Here is a 17,216-nt window from a genome sequence, read left to right as displayed (position 1 = left end):
ACAAAATCAGACATAGTTATCCACAATTTTTTGTTCATATGACTGATAACATTGTGTACATTCTTTTCCTGCTCTGCAAAGTCCCTCCATTTTTTTGGCATCCTGTCCGATATGGTTGGCCGTACTCCACAGCTTGACCTTTACATATCCGGCAGCAATAGATTGAAACGCCAGCTCCCTTTGAATCTGCTCGATTCGTTCTCCGATTTCACGCATCTGGGGAATTACATCTGACAACTGTTCGATTTCTCCTTCTACTGCATATGCATTTAGTTCAAACTCCGCCTGTCTCCAATAAGACATCCTGATCTCTTCCCACTTTCTCCACAGGCCCTCCAACCCATCTTTTATTGCATCTATCGTATTGTATAGAATACCTATGGTTCCTCCACTGATCAGGAAAAAAGAATAATCAATTGCTTTTGCCAATGGGTCCACAGCAATTGCAAACCAATCCGGCTTTCCTGGAATCGCATTCCCATTCTCATCAAATTCAACCACGTTGTATGTATCATGCCGCCAACCCATCGACAAAAGCAGAATTCCCTTATCAGGAGTCTGCGCTTTAATTGTCTGATAATAGCTCCCCGGAACCACATTGAACAGACGTCCGCACCAGCTCCATTGATAATGCTTGATCTGTCCTTGAGACTTTTGGATATCATTTGCATGCGCTGTCAAATATTGATTAGAAAATCCCGGCCCGTCCAGATTTACACAGCAGTCAATCTTATTGCGCATCCCATCAGGGGCCGTAATCACTGCATGCTCTGCCAGATTCCCGCCGAGGGAATGACCTGTAGTACTAAAGCTTGTAAATTCCTTTCCATATTTCTGATAAATATCCCTCATGTACTGCTCCGCCGTTATCTGCTGCGGCGTCAGGACACTATTGATTAATCCGAAATCAGATTGAATCCAGTCTTTACATACATTACTTAAATTATCGGATTCACTTCCGCGGAATGCTACCAGGGCATTGCCATCTCCTGTGTCCAGCAGACAGGCGTACATTCCGCTGGTGCTCTGGTTATCCCTGATATCCTTTATCTTCCAGTTCCCGCACTCCTGCGTGATTGAATTTTCTGCAATCCGGTCTAATAGTTTCTGAATAGTGTCTCTACGCTCTCCCTGGGACCCCTCCAGCTCCATATCTAATAATTCCTTGACGGTATATGTTCCAGAATCTACTGCATCGCGATCAAAATCCATATATGCAATCTGTGACGCTATAATCATCTGTATATCCCGGTAACTCATAATCGACCACCTGCCATTTCTATAAATTCACGTTCAGTCAACTGGATATTCCCATTTCCAAATGGAATCGTGATTGGATCTGTAAACTTAAGCACCTCATCCAATTCATAGTCTACCTTTGCCCTCTGTTCCAGATACTCCTGTGTCTGCTTTAGTCCCTTTTCATCTGTTACATAAAGCTGAATATTACCGCTCATACATTCAAGACCTGAGAACATGCCTGTAAGGTTCTGATACACCTTACTTGAATCTATTTCCGCAGGACTGTAAATCAAATATACTGCAAATCTATTATTTGATTTAATGGACATAAACTCCTGCATACTCATGTCTGCCTGTGCAGAATCTATGGACTTACTGACGGCCTGCACTTTTAGTTGAATATATCCGGGAAGACCGCCCAACTGCTCTTCCATCTGCTCTTCAGCTTTACGGCAAACTCTCGATGCCACATATTCGTCCATAATAAACGATCCATCCTGAGCAGCCTTGGCCTCAAACAGAATATCTGGATATTCTGTAGAAAAAGCCAGTACCTCATAATAATCGTTCATACTTTCCTGCCCCAGATATCTTTCGATCTGGAATTCCTCATTATATTTTTCATTCAACATTTGTACAGCCTGCTCTTCCTGCTCTTTTCTATTCGGTATACATGCTGTTAGCTCTGCCGCAATACTCATCAAAATCACCCCCGCTATTATGCCTTTCCATTTCTTCATAGACTGTTCTTTCCTTTGCTTTTTCTAAACTATATCCAAAATCCCTTAAAAAGAGGACGTTTATGGATAGACGACCTCTTTTTCTGACGGATGACAGAACTTGGCCTGACTCTGTTTTTATTCTGGCAGATAAGCAGTTTCATTACTATGTGTGGCAGGAAATGGGACAGAATATTTTTGACGTTATATCCTTGGAACACCTTTTCTGAAAAACAAAAAACAGACGCTCATTCTCGAACGTCTGTTATCCTATCTTTATAAAAATTCTTTTTTCTGAACCTTCTGTCATTCCACTTAGAGTACTACTCTCAAACGGTATACCTTTTGATATACTATTTCAATAAGGCATTAAGATAATTCTTTATCTTTGATATATCCGTCATCTGGATATTATAATCTTTTAATATTCTGCCGTAATATTCCTGAATACTATCTTTACCAATTATCTCCTGGCACATCTCCCCTTCTTGATACCCCTTTCTAGCCTTTTTATATGGCTCCTCTCGATGGCAGATGTCTTCCAGCGCTTTTGCATTATACACATCATAGTAATATGTTTTAACTGCATTTAAAATAATAAGTTCATTATCCTTAAAATGTTCGACCTCTTCTACTCGTGGTAACGGCATATACTTGAATTGTTTAAATACTTCATACACTCGAGGATAAACCGCACCATGAACCCAGGCCTGGCAATCATCTTCAAATATTCCCTTACCATCAAGTGCTATACTCCAACACTGCGTAAAATACAACAACTTCTGCAACGCTAAATGTGTAATTGGTGCCTCATCTGATGACTGTGCTAAAAACCAATTAACTACCTTGAAAATCTTCCCTTTTGATTCCTCCAATTTTTCTAACTCTTTGTGAACCTTACAACTAGCTTTTTTAAATGATTTCTCCTCTTTACGTTCTTCTGTATCCCGAAGATTATCCTCTAATAGCTTTTTAAACATATATGGGTTCTTTAATTCTTTTAGCTTATCACTATTGCTCTTATTCGGTGTATAATTCCCCCCTACATATCTTGTAAGTGTAATTTCTCCCCATCCCAATAACCTGCTTAAAAACTTTTGACTCACACTATATGTATCTAAAATTTCAATAATATCTTTTTTCGAAACAATCTCCCTCTGTTCTCTTATCTTTTCATTTGCCAATTTAGCTATCTCATTTTCAGTCTCCTCGTCATATATTGGAGCACCACATACATCGCAAAATGGAATCTTAACCAACATCTCAAACTGATAGCCTTCTCCTTCATATTTTCTAATTGTTTCTCTTAAATTATAATTACTTAAATTACCACATTCAAAACATAATAACATTTTATCCATCTTGCCGCTCCTTTCTTTATCATTCTTCACTTTATTATCCTCTTCAATATATGTAATTAACATAATTCATTTGGCAGCCACAAAACTGCCAAATAAATTATTATTCTTCTCTAATTTAATATTTACGCTATTTTCTAGGTCTAATCTTTGTATGGAAATTTTAACTTAAAGCTTTCCATTCCTGGATTCTCTGGATGGAATGACATTATTAATAATATTTCTTCCTTAATAATACGAATCTTTAATTTTATATATAAAGACTCTTCCTTATCAATCAACTTTTTTGTAATTCCAAACACCCAAACCTGTTCGTTTGGGAATCTCTCATTTCTATCATCTGCTGTGTAACAATAATTACAAACTTCTAGTTCTTGTACAACTCTACAAATATCCTGCTTTGTTATACCTGTCTCTGCCATATATGTTAATGTCTTATTTACCCGGCCCTTTGCCCATGGCCGATTATTAATTGTTGTTCTTCCGTCGTATGTAATCAATCTTTTTACTTTTTCTAAGAATTGATTTACTTCCGACTTTGTCTTTTGGTATTGTGGCATTCTTCCTCCTCTCTTGTATATCCATTTCTTATATGCCAATAATAGTATCAATGATACTATTATTATATCACCTTCTTTATAAAAGTCAATATTTACAGTATCATTGATACCAAAAAGACCATTTCTGTTATCAGAAATGGTCTTTCACGGTCTAATTCTCTTTCATTATTTGCTGGATTCCGAACATCTACGCCCTTTCATTTTCCAAGGTGACTTCATTGGTCAGGTTTGTATAAAAATACCGCTGAATTTCATTCCTGTCTTTCGTCCTTCCCAAGCACCACATTAATTTTGCCACTACAGCCTCCTGGGTCATATCATAGACTGGAATCCCTCCGCAGGCCTTTACCCTCTGCCCTGTTTCATATATATTCAGGTTACTTCCTTCATATCTGCATTGGCTTCCCACCAGGATCGCCATGCCTTTCTCGGAGGCCTTCCTGATTTCTTTTAATAGGTTGTTCTTCATGAATGGAACTCCGCCCAAACCAAAGCCTTCAATAAAAACTCCTTCATATCCTTTTTCATACAGATAGGAAAATATATCTGGATTCAGTCCAGGAAATACCTTCAACACAGCAATTCGGTCTGAATACGCCGGATCAAATGCCAACTCTCCCGTCTGCTTTGGCAGGGCATCCTCATTCAACTGCATTCCAAAGGCATTGAATCCCCCCACCTGCGGATAATTGATGCTCTCAAAAGCATCGAAACTGACGGTCCTGACTTTTGAAGTCCTGCATCCCAACATGATTTTCTTGTTAAATACGACATAGACCCCGTTCTTACCGGAAAGTGCCATCTGTATCGCACACTGGCAGTTATCGACTGCATCTGTCAGCGGTGCGAACAAGGGGAGCTGGCTTCCTGTCAGCACAACAGGAAGCGGCACGTGCAGCAACAGAAAAGAAAGCATTGCCGCTGTATAAGCCATGACATCGGTTCCATGAATCACCACGACACCATCATAGACATTCACGGCCCGGCTGATTCTCCGGCTAATCTCGACCCAATCCTCAGGCGTAATATTGGCACTGTCAAGGGAGCAGTAATCTTCCATTTCCAATTGGCATATCTGCTTCCCAGGATGAATCGCATCGATAATCTGTTCCCCGGAAATCCCTGGTGCCAGTCCGCTGTCACTCTCCACAGAAGAAAATGTACCACCCGTATTTATGATCAAGATTTTCTTCATAACCTCACTCCCTCTCAAACACTTGAGTCAATCAATCCTGTGGTTCATTGATCTGCAGCTTGAGCACATCCGGTCTTGAGTAATGTCCGACCCCGTCAAATTCCATACGGCTTGATGCAACAGCCTCCATATCCAGCTCTGCATATACGATTGCCTCCTGTCCCCATACAGGTTCATTCACATAATGACCATATGGGTCCACGACACAGCTTCCACCATTCATGATCGTCTCTGGGAGTCTTTGAATTTCATCCTGTGCATTCAAATCCTTCGGATAGCTCTCTCTTCGCACATATTGATCTACATTGATGACATAGCAATGTCCCTCAATTGCAATATGACGTATGGTATCGAACCATTCCGGGTTGTCATTTGTGTTCGGTGCCAGATAAATCGCTGTCCCCTTTTCGTATAACGCAACCCTTGCAAGAGGCATATAATTCTCCCAGCAGATCAAGCTGCCCATCACGCCCCATGGTGTCTCTACAACTGGGAAATGTCCCTCATAGCCATCTCCCCAAATATAACGCTCTGCCCCTGTCGGCTTTAATTTGCGATGCTTTGCCGCCAGCTTACCATCCGGTGAAAAAATCAAGTTCGTACAATACAGTGTCGTATTGACCGCATCCCGCTCTGTAATTCCCATACTGATATACACACCATACTTTTCCGCTGCCTGGCCCAGAAGTTCTGTCTCATCCCCCGGAACAACCATAGAATTATCATAGTACCGCTTCCAATCCACCCGTCCTTCCTTGGTACGTGCTCCGACGGAAAATCCAAAAGTCATTCCATAGGGATAGCATGGTACAAAAGATTCCGGGAAAACAATCAACTGCGCCCCATTCTCTGCAGCCTCCTCAATACACTTAAGTGCCTTTTTTATTGTTTTTTCCTTATCGAATAGTACAGGTTCTGCCTGCACTAACGCAACTTTACAAATCTGACTTTTTAAATCCTGCATGAAGTAAAACCTCCTTTTTTTTCATAAAACTATATTTTCTTAAAATTTTTTCCATGATTTTTTTCTATCAGCGATGCTGTATCCCCGGCCTTGCAGGCAGGTGTTCTGTATTCTTCTAAAAGTATCACTTACTTCCAGCATTCTGTATTATTTAAATTGATATCTTTTGCCTTAAATATAGGCTTTTCTCCGGTCTTTCTGAGCTTGTCATAATTCTTCAGCGCATTCAGTGCTACCTTGCTGAGCGCAAATACGGCAAGAATATTTACAATAGCTACAAGGCCCATTAAGATGTCAGTCATATTCCATGCTGTATCAAAGCTGACACCAGTACCGATGAAGATAATGCAAAGAGCTACCACTCTAAAGATCATCAGCACACTCTTTTTCTCCGTAATGAATCTTAGGTTCGCCTCTGCATAATAGTAATTTCCTATTAAAGTAGTAAATGCGAACAGGAATAACGCCGCTGTGATAATATGTATTCCCCAGCTTCCGAACATGCTCATAACTGCTGCCTGGACAAATGGAGTTCCTGCATTTGCAGATGTCCCTTCAACCCCAGATACGAGTACGATCATTGCTGTCGCTGAACAGATGACCAGCGTATCCAAAAATACAGATATCATCTGTCCCATACCAGCTTCTGCCGGATGGTCACAATCTGCTGCCGCTGCTGCATTCGGTCCGGTTCCCATACCAGCCTCATTTGAGAACAGCCCCCGCTTGACTCCCTGTACCATACAGGAACCAGCAAAACCGCCGGCCATTGCCGAAAAATCAAATGCATTTGAAAAAATAGAACCAAACACTCTCGGAAGCTCTCCAATATTTGCAATTACACAGACTAAACTAAAAATAATATAAAAGACTGCCATAATCGGAACGAGCACAGAAGACATGAAACCGATCCTCTTTACACCGCCGAATATGATGCATCCAACCAGAACAACCAGAATTGCTCCTAATACCATGGGGCCGATGCCATCTCTATAATTCGGTACATAATATTCCAGTGCCGCGCTCATATTATAAGCAGTTGTGGTATTCCATCCGAACCCGGTACATCCCATCAATAAAACTGCATAGATGACACCCAGCCATTTCTTTCCAAGCCCCTGCTGAATATAATATGCCGGTCCGCCTCTGAATTGGTCTCCGTCATGTACCTTATAAATCTGGGCCAGCGTACTTTCCATGAAGGCAGATGCGGCTCCCAAAAGTGCCATGATCCACATCCAGAAAACAGCTCCCGGACCTCCGATTGCAATCGCTGTTGCCACACCTATAATATTTCCTGTACCAACTCTGGATGCCGTAGAAATCATCAATGCCTGGAACGCCGAGATTCCCTGCTCAGATTTTTTCTTGTCCACCAGGGACTTTAGACCTGTCTTTAACAGACGGAACTGCACTGCCTTCGTCCTGACTGTAAAATAAATTCCTGCGGCACCTAATAAAGCCACTAAAATGTAGATATACAAAAAGTCATTGATTGAAGTTAAAATAGAATTCAGCATATTGTCCTCTCCCTTCTCATGAAACTAACCACACTCTCACTAGTAAACGTTCTGCATTTTCTCTTTTGATGTTTCATCTCCATCCTCCTCACTGATACGATCAGGTTCTACCCTGGGAACCCTTATTATCTGATTTCTCCTTCAAGTTTTCCGAACATTCTGTCTAAATTTAAATTATCATAAACTGTGTTATTAGTAAAATTGAAATATTTGAAATACGTTATCTGATTTTCCGATATAGATTTACTAGAACAATAGACGAAAAAAATGCGCTCCGAAGCATCACCCCGAAACGCACATAAAAACAAATTTTTAAGATCCACTGACAGATTCTTCAACACCACTCTGCTCAAATGAGCTCCCGCAAATACTCTCTTTTGCAAGATTTATGAATGCCTTCATGGCCGGAGAGCAGTACTTACTTTTCCGATAAATGAGCTGGACCAGCATTTCAATCTCAACATCCTTCACCGAAAACGTAGAGAGCTGGCCTGCTGCCAGGCGGCTCTGTACGGTAAAAGCCGGAAGCAGCGATAGTCCAAGATTATTCTGCGTAAAATCAAGAATGGTATTCGTTGACCCGATTTCCAGACTGGACCTCTGGCTGAACCCATGAGTATTACAGATTTGCTCATAAGTCTGACGGTAATTACACTTCCGCTCTGTCAGCAGCATATTCTCACATACAACCTCTGATAGAGGCACCTCTTGTCGCAGTGCGAAGGGATGGCCCGGACTGCAGAGAAAGACAATCTCTTCGTTTCTCTCTAATGCACATATCCAGTCCGGGGACGTCACACGATCATCCAGGGTAAGCATTAGATCGATCTGATTCTGGCAGAGCATCTGCTGTATCTCCCGTGTCGTACCCGTACGCACCCAAATATTCACAAGAGGATACGCCTGCATGTAGGCTCTTAAAATATCAGGAAGCAAAAATGCCCCTACAGACTCAATCACACCGACTCGCAGAAGTCCTTTTGGCGTTACGGAATCAGAAAACTGATCTTTGGCTTCCTCCTCCAGCGCCACAATTCGGTTCGCATAGGTAAGAAGCTCTTCCCCCATTGCATTCAGCTTAATATGCTTCCCATTCCGGTCAAACAGTGAAACTCCCAGTTCCTCCTCTAACTGTTTGATCTGGCCCGTCACAGTCGACTGCGTATATCCCATCTGTTGGGCGGCCTTGGTAAAACTATTTTTTTCACATACTTCTATATATGTTTTCAGATTCCTGATTTCCATAGTATCTCCCCCATCCATTTTAAGAGATTCCAGTTATTTTTTTACGCTGTAATTGCCTTTATTGTATCAAAATACACCTACATTAGCCACTAAAAAACATCTATATCTAATCGGTACGTAAATATTTTTCGCCCAGCGGTATCTGCAAAATCGTATATATCCCGTCTGTCTCTTAGAAATAGTGTTAAGAAAATACTAAAATTTCGCATAAATGACAAATTATGATGAGATTCAGTGCAAATACGTATACCATATGATATAATGATATTGTACTTGATGAAGATTTATCTGCATCAGGTGTTTTTTTGCATATAAGAAAAACATGAAAGAAAAACATTAATCTAAGATTCACGAACATATATACAATCATCCTATATATCGCTCACGGAAAGGAGAGTATCATGGGAGAACAGAGTGCCGATCAGGCAGAGCAGTTCCCGCTGAATCAGGAGAATGTACGATGTTATGTAGGGGTAGGTGCTTCCGCTGGAGGTGTGGAGGCTCTGCAGGAGTTATTTCAACATATGCCTCTGGATACAGGTGCATCATTTATCATTGTACAGCATCTCTCACCAGATGCCGTCAGCCTGATGGATAAGATTCTACAAAAGTCTTCCCGCCTGCCGGTACAGCTTGCAGAGGAAGGAGCAGTTCCCAAACCTAATCACATCTACTTAAATCACCCGGGAAAAACATTGACCATGAAAGATGGATGTTTCCATCTGGAATCAGCCCATGACCGAAACCAATTATACCTGCCTATTAATCTGCTGTTTCAATCTCTGGCTTCGGTAAGCGACGTGCATGCCGCAGCTATTATTTTGTCTGGAAGCGGATCGGACGGAGCTCTTGGAATCGGCTCTATTAAGGAGAACGGCGGCCTTGTCATCGTGCAGAAGCCGACACAGGCACAGTATGCATCCATGCCCCAAAGCGCCATTGCTACCGGTATGGTCGATCTGATCCTCAACGTAGACCAGATTGGTACTTCTCTGAGAGAATACCTGAAAAATCCCCATATCCAGTCCATGCATCAGGAGGAATTGAATCAAATGGAGCTGGCTGAGGATTATTCCTGTATTCTCAATGCCATCAGCCAGTATTCTGATATCGATTTCACTGTTTATAAGACCAATACCATTTATAGAAGGATCGAGCGGCGTATCGCCCTCAATAACTTCCATGGAATGGAAGAGTATTTGGATCACCTTCTTTCTACAGAGGAAGAACGTGCCCAATTGTACCGGGATCTGCTCATTGGGGTCACCTCTTTTTTCCGAGATGAAGAAGCCTTCCGCCATTTGGGTGAGAATGTGATCATCCCACTCCTGAAGAAAAAGAAATCCGTCCGTCTGTGGAGCATCGCTTGTTCTACCGGGGAAGAGGCATATTCGCTGGCGATTTTGCTCTGCGAATGTATGGAGTATCTGCATATCACTGCAGATGTGAAAATATTTGCCACCGATGTCGATCAAAATGCCATCATCACTGCCCAGAAAGGAATTTATTCCGAAAGCCTGATGGAGAATCTGGAACAGGATATTTTAGATAAATATTTTGAGCATACCAGCGGCGGTTATCTGGTCGGTGAGAAGATCCGTAAGATGATCGTCTTTGCCAAACATAATATATTCCGTGATGCTCCTTTTTCCAAGCTAGATCTGATTTCCTGCCGGAATATGTTCATCTATGTAAAACCAGAGATGCAGCAAAAGGCTCTTTCCTCCTTCTATCGGCTTTTGGTACCGGATGGGTATCTTTTCTTAGGTAGCAGCGAATCTGTGGGCGATATGAGTGATGCCTACGACCTGCTGGATAAAAAATGGAAGATTTACTCTAAAAACAAAAGTTACTCCAAAAAGGACTTTGCCGTATATCCGGCTTTGAATACACTGGGAACCTTTTCACCCCGTCAGCCGGAACGAAACCAGCAGACAAGTATCCTGCAGAAACGGCTGTATTCTGCCGGTATATCGGAAAAGCTATTGTTTGCCATGGCAGGACCATCCGTACTGCTCAATAGTGAATTCAAAGTCATACAGGTAATTCAGGGCGGCGGTCAATATATGAGGATGCAGGACGGTCATTTTGACGGAGGGCTGAACTCCTTTTTCTCTCCCAGTCTGGCAACCTTTATCAACCACCTGCTGCTGGATTCCAGGAAGTTAACAGAGGGCATTATCGAAAGACGGGCGACAGGTCTGTCCGACTATCCTGAAGAAATCCTGTGTGTAAAGGTCCATTTTTTCAACCTGGAAGAAGGCGAATACTATCTGATTCAGATCAAAGCCGAAGAGAAGGCAGGTCCTGTCTCTGACGACAGCCTGATGGATCTGCGGGAATTAAAAGACAGCCGTATCCAGGAATTGGAAGACGAACTGAATGAGAGCAACTGGAATTTAAAACTGGCTGTAGAAGAGTCCGAGTCCCGCAATGAGGAGCTGCAGGCCACAAATGAAGAACTGCTGGCATCCAACGAGGAGCTTCAAAGTACAAATGAAGAGATGCAGTCAGTCAATGAAGAACTTTATACGATCAATGCCGAGTATCAGAATAAAATTGTGGAACTGACGACCGCCAATGCAGACTTTGATAACCTTTTGCTAAATGCAGACGTAGGTGCCTTGTATGTGGATGAGAAAATGCACATCCGTAAGATTACGCCTATCATGCTTCAGCACACGAACCTACGGGTCACGGACCTGGAACGTCCAGTCACACAGATTAATTTTCTGGACTCCTACCCTGACTTTACGCAGGATGTGACCGATGTTTCCAGACAGGGAAAGATCATAGAGCGTGAGATCACAGATCAAAATAATGTGATTTGGCTCGTCCGAATCCGCCCTTATTTTGACCATACCCATGCTCCTAAAGGTGTACTCGTCTCCATGTTCGATATTACCAAACGGCTCGAAGCAGCCAAGTTTGACTTAAAGCATTTAACGGACAGTGTTCCCGGCGGTGTGCTCCGCCTGCGGTTCGACGATATCCTGGTACTCGAATATGCGAATGACAGCTTCTTTGACTTAATCGGCTATACATCGGAGGAAATGCGTCTGGATCTGCACAATCGATTTGACCGGCTTCTCCATGCTACAGACTGGGTAGAGTTAAAGGATGAAATTCGAAAGTCCGCTTCCAGCGGCGACCTCCTAAAGGTAGAATGCCGCCTTTGGCAGAAAGACGGAAAAGGACGCTGGTGTTCTCTGCAGGCCGTCGTATTCCGGCAGGAACACCATATAGAACTGCAATGTATCGTTACAGATATTTCACTGATCAAGGAATATGAAGAACAGCTCAAGAAAGAACGTGACTATTATAATAAACTGTATCAAAATGTAGTCTGCGGAATCGTACAGTATGAGATAGAAGATAATAGTCTGCGCTGCTATAATGCCAATGAAGAAGCCATCCAAATGTTAGGTTATGAATCTCTGAAAGAATTCCGCAGACAAACTGCCCAGACCCTTCCAGAGGTATCCGTTTCAGAGGATGCCGACTATATCAAAAGGACGCTGTTATCCTTAAAGAAGGAAGGCGAGTGTGTCAACTTTGAACATCGTGTCTATACCAAAAATGATGGAATACGCTGGGTGACCGGAGTTGCGAAGATCATCTCCACCCCTGACGGTAAGAAGCTGATTCAAAGCACCTTCATGGATACTACTGAAAGGAAGCGCGCTCTTGAGCAGGTAGAAGCAGAACGAGACCGTTATGACAGACTCTATAAGATGCTTTATAATACAGCAGTCTGCGGTATCATCCAGGTGGATATTCGTGTAAATAAGATCCTGAGTATTAACCGCATCGCTCTGAGCATTCTGGATGAGGCCAATGAGGCAGAGCTTGAGAAGCAGTTGTTCAATAAGCTTCCCAAAGACGAACATCAGAAATGCCTGGCAAGAATCGGCAGCCTTATGCACTCACCCGGAAAGCCCGGCGAACAGCGTGAAGCCCGCTTTAATCTGACCAAAAAAGATGGCAGTCTTTCTACCATTGAAGGCACAGCAAGTTGGATCATTGAGGAAAAAAGTGCCAGCATCGTCCAATTCACCTTCCTGGATACCACGGAACGGGAACGTCTGAAAGAGGCACAGATGGAGCTGGCAGTTGCGATCCAATCCAATGCCGCCAAAACAGGTTTTCTTTCAAAGATGAGCCACGAGATTCGTACACCTATGAATGGTATTATGGGAATGATCGATATCGCAAGGCTGAATCTTGACAGTCAGGAGAAGCTGACAGACTGCCTGGATAAAATGAAGCTTTCCATGCAGCATCTTCAGATGCTGGTCAATGATGTGCTGGATATGTCAAAAATCGAAAGTGGAAAGATGGAATGCAAAGAGACCGCCTTTGACCTGCGCCTGCTTCTGGAAGAAATTATTTCCGAATACAATTTCTCCGCCACCAAGGGCGGGGTCAATCTGACACGGGCCATCAGCATCCAACATCAGTTCGTGATCTCAGACCCGGTCTTCCTGCGCGAGATATTAGGAAACCTGCTGAGCAATGCCATTAAATTTACCCCGTCAATGGGTATGGTAATCCTGATCGCAGAGGAAACTCCTGTGAATGATGACCAGGCTGAATTCTCTTTCCGGGTAAAGGATTCCGGCTGTGGCATCAGTCCAGAGAACTTAAACGTAATTTTCGACGCATTTGAACAAGGTGACGGCATGAATATCAGTAAGGTACCTGGAACCGGCTTGGGGCTTGCCATCTGTAAAAGCCTGGTAGAACTCCTGGGCGGAACTCTTCAGGTCGAAAGCCGGGTTGGACTTGGTTCTGAATTTTATTTCACGATACCGATGAAATTAGCCCAAGGTCCAGTGCCAACAGATCAGGATGAGCCAAAGGTGAAACGTTCTGATGATATCTTCAAAGAAAGGTGCATCCTCCTTGCTGAGGACAATGACCTCAATGCGGAGATTGCTCAGACCTTACTTGCCAGTTATGATTTTAAAGTGGAACGAAAGAAAAATGGGGAGGAAGCCCTGAACAGCTATTTGGAAAAACCTGATGGTTATTATGACCTGATTCTTATGGACATACAGATGCCCGTAATGGATGGGCTTACAGCCGCCAGAGAAATCAGAAAAAGCAATAAACCTGGCTCCAGTGAAATTCCCATTATCGCCATGAGTGCGAATGCATTTCAGGAGGATGTGGAGCGGTCACTTTCCGCTGGCATGAATGCACATACGACTAAACCGATTGAGATTGAAAAACTGGTGGGGTTATTAAGTACTTATCTGCCCAAGACAGATGATTAGAGGCAGATGTCTAAAGAGATGAGATTATCTTTGTAAAGGAGAGCTATCCCCTATGCTGGTAGAGGATAGCTTTTTTGCAATCATTTGTGATTTATCCAGTATTTCCTTCCTGATATAGAAGTTAAGTATTTATTGTATTTTCTGAATTAATTATTCCTGTATTGTGTAAAAGCATATTTATAATTCTATTAATGTTCCAACAGCACTCAACAAAAAAACAAAATGAGCAGTAAAAAACCACGGCATCGCATTTGTGATTTTAAATCAAATTCTTTTAACTTTGTATTTCTATCTGTCTTAAATATGAACAACTCTTTTCCATAAAATATACAAATGATAAAAGCACCTATAACAAATATTGTCTTTATGATTAACAGAATATAGAAGTTATTTGGAATAAAACCTGAAGCAACTCCTCCAAACAAGTTAAATAGCATATCTTATTTTCCCTGTTTTAACTATAATATTTGCACATACTATTCCTAAAAACACAGTATATAATAACTGTTCAAAATTGAAATGAGACAATCCAAAAAGGATACTGCTGATTCCAATTGCAACTGTGCTTCCATATGGCAGTAATCTTTCTAGTAAAACTTTACGAAAAAGGAACTCTTCTGCTATTGGTGAGATAACTACTACACAGATAAATATTATTGGAAGTGAACCCCCTTCTAAAATTTGTTCCGTCATAGTCGTGCTCATATTAGCCTGCCCAAAAAGGATTATAATTCCATTCTCTATTTTATTGCCTAAAAAGGACAATATTGTTGTTCCTCCCAGAAGGAGCAGATAATATTTAATCCATCAATAAAAGTAAATCTCATTGGTCTAACTAATGTTGTGATAGACTTCTTTTCCACATTAAGACAAAAAACTTGAAATAAAATAGGATAACAAATGGCAGACAAGCTTGTTGTTATTATGTTTATGCTTTGTGTAGAAAGACTCTGCTCAGATTTTGTAAATATTGAAAGTAATCTCATATTTACCATGCTTACGAGTAACATAGAAGCTAACAATGCCAAACATAATTTACTGAGAATTTTCATTTTTATATTTTCTCCATATTTCTAGTAAAATGTGTAGATTTAGGATTCTCTCTTTCCTACGATGGTTGACTGATCTAATCTCTTAGAGATAATGGTTTCTTTATTATTCTTTCCCTTTTGTCCTCCTATCTTTCCCAACGTTATTCCCTACCCCTCCTTGAGTCAAGTTAATGACACAACTCTTTTAAAATCTCCTTGCTCCATCTCCGAAAATTTTATAATCAGGTACATTTTGCTATACTTCTAAACAGGCCTATCCTTTTTAAAACTGTTACTTATACCTCTCACCCTATTTATTTTTCTGTTTTTACCACATATTGTGGATAACATTTGACATAAAAACTACTCTTTATCTACATTATCTGTGTCAGCTCAATCCGATATCCGTATTCAGAGTGACACAAATTTCAATATCTTATCTATATGACAAATCGGAGTGGTGTATATATATACTTCTCTGATCATATGTATTATTCCCCAAACAATTGTACCCCCAAGAACTCAATAAAAATTCAACCTCTGCTGTAGTCATTTTACATTTGGGGCCAAGTATTATTTCTCCAATTATTTCATCCGCAATAGGTTCGAAAGATAGTTCAAAATATGATACTATACCTTCCGAGCCAACTCGATACTTCATTTCACTTAATTTAAAATCTTTTATACTATTTTGTATTTGTTTTCTTCCATTTAGATTATGTATAAACTTTCCCTCTTTACATCTCATAGAATCACAATAAATCAATCTATATTCATCTTCTTCCTGAAACAATTCATTTTTATAGAAAATAGATTTTTCCGCAATTTCATCTAATTCTTGTTCAACAGCTAATTTCCCAAGGAGTATCATCTCTTCATTTGTTTCCCCTAGTATTTCTTTTGCATAATTAATTAAATTCCGGCTTTTTAATTGCAGTAAATACTCCATGTCATAATCCACATAATTAACCTTATCAAATCTAGCTATCAAATTTATTTTTTTATTAAAAATTGCACTTTTCCATTTCTCTAAATACTTTGTTTTAAATCCTATAGAAACACCCGTTCCGTCTTTTGCATATCCTCTCCACTGACTTAATAAATCTCCATTTCCAGAGAAACATATCGTATATATTGGGGTATCGAATTTGTCCGTCTTATATATATCACCTGGATTGAGATTATTACCAAAATCTCTTCGCTCCTCTTCTAACATCTTCCAACAATTTTTTTCTTGTTCCAATTGTTCTTTTGTTAACTCAACTTCTTCCAAATTAAAATCCAACACCTCATCTTGCTCTAGATTTTTCTTTAATTCTTTCTGTATTTCCAATAATCCCTCATAATTATATCCTTTTGGAATAAACATCCTTTGATCCTTTTTCCCTATATAATCTGCTACAAACTGATGTGCCTTTTCAATCCATTCTCTCTTAATATTATTATCAGCTAAATTTGCCACATCAATATATGCTTGTAACTTCTTTAGTAAATATTTTCCCTCATCATCATCATTACTCTTTTTTACATCTGAAAGCCAGAATTTTTTTGAGTACATAATATTCAAAAAAGCATTTAAATCACAATAATGATAAACTATATACTTAGACTCCTCCACTTAAAACTCTCCTTCTTTTTTAACTTTAATCACTGACTTCTCTTTATTACAGACTCTTTTTCACTTTTACTATAACTGACACCCTACTTGTTTCTACATGAAACTGAAAAGGCACTTCGACAATTGTTCGAAATGCCTTCCTGTTTAACAAACTTTGCCAATATCGGGTTTACTTGAATAATATTCTCTTTTGGAAGATTCGACAGCTTCTTCTCTACTAAATATAATTTCCATTTCATCTAATGTTTTCTGATATATTATTTGTAAATAGTCTTTTTTATCAAACTGATAATAAAATACCCGTTCCCCTTCCCCCGGAATCAAGCACTGCATTTCAGCTACTAAACCTATTTCATTTGTATAATATTTCACATAACTATAATTTTCTAACTTAGCATTTTCTAACAAGTTGTACGGTGATATAATTGGTGAATACAACATGTCATAAATTTTTTTTATGTAAGCATCCATAAATTTTTCCTCCT

General features: G+C 40.5%; 12 protein-coding genes. 1 reads left to right on the top strand and 11 read right to left on the bottom strand.

Annotation, left to right across the window (positions count from 1 at the left end):
- Positions 1 to 6: 6 nt before the first annotated feature.
- The 8 genes from HGO97_RS12340 to HGO97_RS12305 all read right to left on the bottom strand — a co-directional run bounded on the left by HGO97_RS12340 (position 7) and on the right by HGO97_RS12305 (position 8,803).
- A complete protein-coding gene (locus tag HGO97_RS12340; RefSeq protein WP_216242063.1) occupies positions 7 to 1,260 on the bottom strand; it encodes an Mbeg1-like protein in 1,254 nt (417 codons plus the stop codon).
- Complete coding sequence (locus HGO97_RS12335; RefSeq protein WP_216242061.1) at positions 1,257 to 1,982, bottom strand: hypothetical protein; 726 nt, start codon at positions 1,980 to 1,982, stop codon at positions 1,257 to 1,259. Before HGO97_RS12335 ends, HGO97_RS12340 begins: the two co-directional genes overlap by 4 nt.
- 332 nt (positions 1,983 to 2,314) lie before the next feature.
- The gene (locus tag HGO97_RS24225) at positions 2,315 to 3,352 is read right to left on the bottom strand and encodes a type II toxin-antitoxin system antitoxin SocA domain-containing protein (RefSeq protein WP_216242059.1); all 1,038 of its coding nucleotides are present in this window, start codon (positions 3,350 to 3,352) and stop codon (positions 2,315 to 2,317) included.
- Between the two features lie 110 nt (positions 3,353 to 3,462).
- A complete protein-coding gene (locus HGO97_RS12325) occupies positions 3,463 to 3,879 on the bottom strand; it encodes a type II toxin-antitoxin system MqsR family toxin (RefSeq protein WP_216242057.1) in 417 nt (138 codons plus the stop codon).
- Between the two features lie 187 nt (positions 3,880 to 4,066).
- Positions 4,067 to 5,074, bottom strand: a complete 1,008-nt coding sequence (locus HGO97_RS12320) for an asparaginase (RefSeq protein ID WP_216242055.1) — start codon at positions 5,072 to 5,074, stop codon at positions 4,067 to 4,069.
- Between the two features lie 31 nt (positions 5,075 to 5,105).
- Complete coding sequence (locus HGO97_RS12315; protein ID WP_216242053.1) at positions 5,106 to 6,038, bottom strand: carbon-nitrogen hydrolase family protein; 933 nt, start codon at positions 6,036 to 6,038, stop codon at positions 5,106 to 5,108.
- 128 nt (positions 6,039 to 6,166) lie between these two features.
- Positions 6,167 to 7,558 (bottom strand): alanine/glycine:cation symporter family protein, encoded by a 1,392-nt coding sequence (locus HGO97_RS12310; protein WP_216242052.1) that lies wholly within the window; start codon positions 7,556 to 7,558, stop codon positions 6,167 to 6,169.
- Between the two features lie 312 nt (positions 7,559 to 7,870).
- Positions 7,871 to 8,803: a LysR family transcriptional regulator gene (locus tag HGO97_RS12305; protein ID WP_216242051.1), complete on the bottom strand. Its 933-nt coding sequence runs from the start codon at positions 8,801 to 8,803 to the stop codon at positions 7,871 to 7,873.
- 401 nt (positions 8,804 to 9,204) lie between these two features.
- On the opposite strand from HGO97_RS12305, the gene HGO97_RS12300 reads away from it, so the two are divergent.
- Positions 9,205 to 14,082, top strand: coding sequence for a CheR family methyltransferase (locus HGO97_RS12300; RefSeq protein ID WP_216242050.1), 4,878 nt, complete (start codon positions 9,205 to 9,207; stop codon positions 14,080 to 14,082).
- Positions 14,083 to 14,508: 426 nt separating this feature from the next.
- On the opposite strand, the gene HGO97_RS12295 is transcribed toward HGO97_RS12300, so the two are convergent.
- From HGO97_RS12295 to HGO97_RS12285, 3 genes are all read right to left on the bottom strand, one after another.
- A complete protein-coding gene (locus HGO97_RS12295) occupies positions 14,509 to 14,787 on the bottom strand; it encodes a CPBP family intramembrane glutamic endopeptidase (protein WP_216242048.1) in 279 nt (92 codons plus the stop codon).
- Between the two features lie 762 nt (positions 14,788 to 15,549).
- Complete coding sequence (locus HGO97_RS12290) at positions 15,550 to 16,731, bottom strand: DUF2971 domain-containing protein (protein ID WP_216242047.1); 1,182 nt, start codon at positions 16,729 to 16,731, stop codon at positions 15,550 to 15,552.
- 144 nt (positions 16,732 to 16,875) lie between these two features.
- Positions 16,876 to 17,202, bottom strand: coding sequence for a hypothetical protein (locus tag HGO97_RS12285; RefSeq protein WP_216242044.1), 327 nt, complete (start codon positions 17,200 to 17,202; stop codon positions 16,876 to 16,878).
- Positions 17,203 to 17,216: the final 14 nt, after the last annotated feature.

Origin of the sequence: Faecalicatena faecalis, from assembly GCF_012524165.2 — a bacterium.
Classification (GTDB): Bacteria; Bacillota; Clostridia; order Lachnospirales; family Lachnospiraceae; genus Faecalicatena_A; species Faecalicatena_A faecalis.
The sequence above is the reverse complement of the archived record's forward strand: the minus strand, read 5'-3'. Positions and strand labels throughout refer to the sequence as shown.

Excerpts from the sequence above, each read along its gene's own strand:
- HGO97_RS12340 (WP_216242063.1), bottom strand. The coding sequence starts at position 1,260 with ATGAGTTACCGGGATATACAGATGATTATAGCGTCACAGATTGCATAT.
- HGO97_RS12335 (WP_216242061.1), bottom strand. The coding sequence starts at position 1,982 with ATGAAGAAATGGAAAGGCATAATAGCGGGGGTGATTTTGATGAGTATT.
- HGO97_RS12325 (WP_216242057.1), bottom strand. The coding sequence starts at position 3,879 with ATGCCACAATACCAAAAGACAAAGTCGGAAGTAAATCAATTCTTAGAA.
- HGO97_RS12320 (WP_216242055.1), bottom strand. The coding sequence starts at position 5,074 with ATGAAGAAAATCTTGATCATAAATACGGGTGGTACATTTTCTTCTGTG.
- HGO97_RS12315 (WP_216242053.1), bottom strand. The coding sequence starts at position 6,038 with ATGCAGGATTTAAAAAGTCAGATTTGTAAAGTTGCGTTAGTGCAGGCA.
- HGO97_RS12310 (WP_216242052.1), bottom strand. The coding sequence starts at position 7,558 with ATGCTGAATTCTATTTTAACTTCAATCAATGACTTTTTGTATATCTAC.
- HGO97_RS12305 (WP_216242051.1), bottom strand. The coding sequence starts at position 8,803 with ATGGAAATCAGGAATCTGAAAACATATATAGAAGTATGTGAAAAAAAT.
- HGO97_RS12300 (WP_216242050.1), top strand. The coding sequence starts at position 9,205 with ATGGGAGAACAGAGTGCCGATCAGGCAGAGCAGTTCCCGCTGAATCAG.
- HGO97_RS12295 (WP_216242048.1), bottom strand. The coding sequence starts at position 14,787 with ATGAGCACGACTATGACGGAACAAATTTTAGAAGGGGGTTCACTTCCA.
- HGO97_RS12285 (WP_216242044.1), bottom strand. The coding sequence starts at position 17,202 with ATGGATGCTTACATAAAAAAAATTTATGACATGTTGTATTCACCAATT.